At 58.3% G+C, this 4,952-nt stretch carries 3 protein-coding genes; 2 read left to right on the top strand and 1 reads right to left on the bottom strand.

What is annotated here, in order from left to right:
* Together RSSM_RS30950 and RSSM_RS30945 are read left to right on the top strand one after the other, a co-directional pair.
* Positions 1–2,627 (top strand): efflux RND transporter permease subunit (locus RSSM_RS30950; RefSeq protein WP_044304133.1); only part of this gene is annotated, 2,627 nt, incomplete at its 5' end.
* A gap of 176 nt (positions 2,628–2,803) precedes the next feature.
* Positions 2,804–4,666 (top strand): Sporulation stage II, protein E, encoded by a 1,863-nt coding sequence (locus RSSM_RS30945; protein ID WP_008689369.1) that lies wholly within the window; start codon positions 2,804–2,806, stop codon positions 4,664–4,666.
* A 30-nt stretch (positions 4,667–4,696) separates the two neighbouring features.
* On the opposite strand, the gene RSSM_RS30940 is transcribed toward RSSM_RS30945, so the two are convergent.
* On the bottom strand, positions 4,697–4,952 hold a 256-nt coding region (locus RSSM_RS30940; RefSeq protein ID WP_044304132.1), incomplete at its 5' end, for an aminotransferase class III-fold pyridoxal phosphate-dependent enzyme.

The raw sequence follows: 4,952 nt of genomic DNA, 5'->3' as shown, positions 1-4,952 counted from the left end.
GTCGTCTCGCGATTGAGCTTCAAGACCGGTTACAGGCATTGTCCGGTACGGATCTCGTCCGCAGGTACGGTGATCCCGGGGAGGAAATCGAGGTCCGTGTGGATCCGCTCCGGGCGGCGGCACTCGGCATCACGCCTGCCGACGTCGCGACGCGGTTGGCGTCCTACGATGCGAAAGGGGCCGCCGGTCAATTGCGAGACCGGTCAATGCAGATGCTCATCGAGATCGACAACCAACTCGACTCGGTCGAACAGATCGGAAAGACACCGATGACCAACGGCGACGGACGCGACGTGCGTTTGGACCAGATCGCAACGGTCCGATTTGGTATTCCCAATCCGCCGGTGACGTCCGCGTTGCTCGAAGGCAAAGACGCGGTCGTTTTGGGGGTGATGGTTCGTTCGGAGAGACGCATCGATCGATGGACCGAGATCGCCGAAGACCTGATCGATCAATACCGTGCGACTCTGCCGGAGGGCATCCGTGTCGAGCAGATTCTCCGGCAGAGTGATTATGTCACGGATCGTTTGAAATCGCTTTCGGGCAACTTGTTGCTAGGAACGATCGCTGTTGGATTCGTGATTTGGTTACTGATGGGATGGCGATCCGCGTTGATCGTAACACTGACGTTGCCCTTGGCGAGTTTGATGGTGTTATTCGGTCTACGGATCTTCGGCGTCCCGATTCATCAAATGTCGGTCACCGGACTGATCATCGCGTTGGGGCTTTTGATCGACAATGCGATTGTGATGGTGGATGAGGTGCAATCGCGTTTAAGACAGGGGGCTTCACCGGTCGACGCGATGTCGCGCAGTGTTTCTCACTTGGCGATTCCTTTAGTGGGATCGACGTTGACGACTGCGTTGGCGTTTGCACCGATCGCGTTGATGCCTGGGCCGGCGGGTGAGTTTGTCGGCGCGATCGCAATCAGCGTGATTCTGGCGATTGTTTCGTCATTGTTTTTGGCGATGACGGTGATCCCAACGGTGGCGGCGCGGCAATTGGCATCGCAGAACGGATTGCCGTCGCATGGTGGCCGATCCAGCAACGCCGCCGGGCTGCGACTGCCTCGTTTGTCGCAATGGGCTGCGTCGGTCTTGAGGTCTCTCGTCGGTCGCCCCTGGTTGGGAATTGCGGTTTCCATGTGTTTGCCGATGGCAGGGTTTCTTGCCTTCCCGACCTTGGAAGAGCAGTTCTTTCCAGCGAGCGGTCGCGATCAATTCCACATCACAATCGAAGGGCCCGCGACCGATTCGCTCGCGCAGACCCAGGAGACGGCTCAGCGAGTCGATGCGATCGTGCGCGAGTCGGGCGCTGAGCGAGTGGATTGGTTTTTTGGAGAAAGTGCGCCGCAGTTTTACTACAACGTGATTTCGAGCCGGCGTGGGACACCGAACTACGCTCAAGCGTTGGTAAGGTTACCGAGCGGAGTCGCTCCCGGTCCGGTGATCGCATCTTTGCAGCGCCGTGTCAGTCGTGAGGTGACATCCGCGCGAGTGCTGGTCAAACAACTCGAGCAAGGGCCGCCGTTCGCCGCGCCGATCGAGGTTCGTTTCTTTGGACCTGACATGGAAATGTTGCAGAGGTTCGGTGAGGAAGCCCGTGCGATTCTCAGTCGCATGCCAGAGGTCGTCGCGGTGAAAACTGACTTTGCCGATGTGTTGCCGCAACTGACGTTCGATATCGACGAAGCGAGTGCAGCGCAGGCGGGCATTTCGCCAAAGGAAGTCGCCCGTCAGTTGGCCACGGCGCTGGACGGGCAAAGCGGCGGAAGCGTGCTTCAGGATAACGAAGTGGTGCCGATCGTCGTTCGGGTTGGCGATGGCAATCGTGGTGAAGTTTCACGAATCGCGAGCGCGGATTTGGTTCTTCGCGGTTCGGGCCGATCCTCTGTACAGGTCACTCCGCTGTCGGCGTTCGCGAAAGTGGGGCTCGAACCCGAGGCAGCGGCATTGCCTCGGCGAAATCGGATGCGGATGAACGAAGTCGCCGCGTATCTGGTGGCGGGTGTCTTGCCGAGCGAAGTGCAGACGGCGTTGGAAAGAGAACTGCAACCGCTGATCGAACAACTGCCTGCTGGCTATTCGGTGCAATACGGCGGCGAAGCGTCCAAACGCGATGACGCGGTGGGGAATTTGTTTTCGACGGTGGGTGTGCTCGCTGTGTTGATGTTGGCGACGTTGGTGTTGTCGTTTGGTTCGTTTCGAATGGCTGCCTTGATTGCTCTGATCGCGGCGTTGTCGGTTGGACTCGGGATGGGAGCCTTGGCTATCAGCGGATATCCGTTCGGGTTCATGGCGATCATCGGAACGATGGGATTGATCGGAGTCGCAATCAACGATTCGATCGTGGTGTTGGCTGGGATTCGGGCCAATGAGAAGGCTGCTGATGGTGACGTTGAGGCAATTTGTGGGGAGGTGATGCACTCATCGCGTCATGTGATCGCGACGACTTTGACGACGATGGCTGGCTTCACACCGTTGATTCTCGATGGAGGCGGGTTCTGGCCGCCGATGGCCGTGTCGATCGCGGGAGGTGTGGGCGGTGCGACTTTGTTGGCGTTGGTGTTGGTGCCGTCGATGTATCGGTGGATGGTTCGGCGTCCGGCGACGTATCGTTCCGTTTGATCGGGTTGTACGGCCGTCGTGGTAACCGAACGAAACTTTACCGGTTGATCGGCTGAGTGAAATTGGTTCGGTGGTCGATGAGATGGGGTACGGAGACGACGTGTCTACGCGTCGTTCGGTTCATGGAATGATCTCCCTAATTTCCCACCTTGTCCTTTGTCCGGGTAGAAGACGACGTGTCCACACCTCCACCGAGTTATCTGAAACTGCATCTGTGCGATTCCGATTCCGAGTCCGATGCGGATCTCGCGACCCGGGATTCATCCGCGGGCGTTCATCAAACCGTCAAGGACAGCGACCAGGCGGTCGAAGGTTTCTGGCGCACCTATACTGAAACGACCGGATGGCGAATCGATTCGGCGGAAGGCTCGCCTGACAAAAAGGCAACGGTATCGGGAGACCAATCTCACGCACTGACCGCGGTCGATGCCCAGCGATTAGCCGACGCGGCACGTGCGATGGCGGAGGAACTCGAGCAACAGAAATCGATCCTGCGGTCACAGCAAGCCGAACTCGCCGCTCGTGCGTCCGTGATCTTGGATGCTTCCAATGCCGAAGCCGGATGCGAACAAATTGACCGCATCCTCGCCGACGCGACACTCGCAACCGGAACCGATGCGGCAGCGATCTATCTGCTCGATGAAGTTACCGAACGACTCGCGACGCGTTTTGTTTTCGGCCTTTCACCGGCGCAGCGAATTGGCACATCCCGTCCGCTGCGAGGTGCCCGCGGTGATCTAGAAGCGATGGTTCAAGGCGTGGTCGCTGTCGACGATCTGCAAGGCGGACCGATCAATCAATACACACCGCCGGAGCCGTTCGCGTCAGGGATCTGTGTTTCGTTGGGCGGAATTGAATTGCCGATCGGGACGATGTGGTTGTTTGGGCGTGAAATGCGAAAGTATGACGATCTGGCCACGGCAGCGGCTCGGTTGGCTTCGTCCAATGTTTGTCACGCGTTAACCATGATGACGCAGCCTTCGAGGTTGCCTGAACTGGCAACGCTCAATGCCGCTCTGCCGACCGCAAGCTCTGCCGCCGAGGAGTCGAGTGCGTCTTTGAATGGGAAGTCGCCGACGGAAACTGATCTGGTAGATGCCGAACTCGAACGCATGCTGGCGGCCGACTTTAACGAAGCGGATTTTGAGCTCGACGAACTCGCCGATGCCGAATTTGATGTCGTTCGTTTCGTCGAAGCGATGGAGCCGCTCTCGGACGTCCCGCAAAAGGTCGAAACACAGGCTCCGCCAACGATTCGGAAATGGACCGATCAGATTGCAGATTGGCAGCACGATAGCTTGCCTCTGGGCGTTCGGTTGGCGCCGAGTTGGTCTGTCGATGGCATGGTGGAATCACCGCTTTCGATCGCACAGAGTTGGCATCATTGGGATGTTTTGCCTGACGGCGTGATCGCGTTGTCGATGTGCCAATTCAATCGAGTGTGGGCCCCCAACGCGAATCTGATCGAGACCCTTGACGGAACCGTTGCCCGCGCGGCACTGCAGGCCCACGCGAGCTATCGGCATTCGCCTCACGATGCGGTGATGCGAACGCTGCATACCTTGTTGCAGGTGCGTGACGGTGCGATTGACGAAACGGGACGACCGAATTTGTCGCTGTTCTATGCCCACATCGACCCGGAATCCGGTCACGCTCGCATCGCGTCCGTAGGGCAGTGGTCCAGCCTGATCGTATCAAAGTACGGTTATCGTCCGCTCAATCTCGCACCCACCCACGATGTTCGTGCCAATGAATTCATGGGCGAGCAGACCGCAATCAATCAAGAGACTACCCTGCTCGCCGATGAAGTGCTGTTGGTCGGCGGTGCCGGATGGTTAGGGATTGGGGAAGACGCGGGGCTGGCCGATTTGCCGGAATTACCCAAACACGAGTCGGTGCAAAACCGTGTCGGTGCGGCCATTCGCGACGCGATGCGTGAAGGCGAACGAAGTCCGTTGTCGGCCCTTCGGCGTCTGACCGCATCGATGCCGCTGCGACGGGAGCGTACCGCGATCGCGTTGATGCATGAAAACGCATGATGCGATCGGAAACAGCGATAGCGTCCGATGCTAACCCGATATCGTTAGTTCCGGCGCGGTGAAGTCTCTCGCCGACATGACGTCGACGATTGCCGAGCACATTTGTTGGATCAACGCATCGGGGAGGTTCAACGGCGGCGTGACATAAACGCAGTCGCCGAACGGTCGCAGCCAAACACCGGCGTCGACGAATTGTCGTCGCAGTGTTTCGAGTTCGGTTAATGCTTCTACTTGTACGACACCGATCGCACCGCGACTTCGCACATCGACGACGCCAGGAATTTGA

The organism is Aporhodopirellula sallentina SM41 (assembly GCF_000346505.1).
GTDB classification, from domain to species: Bacteria; Planctomycetota; Planctomycetia; order Pirellulales; family Pirellulaceae; genus Rhodopirellula; species Rhodopirellula sallentina.
The sequence above is the reverse complement of the archived record's forward strand: the minus strand, read 5'-3'. Positions and strand labels throughout refer to the sequence as shown.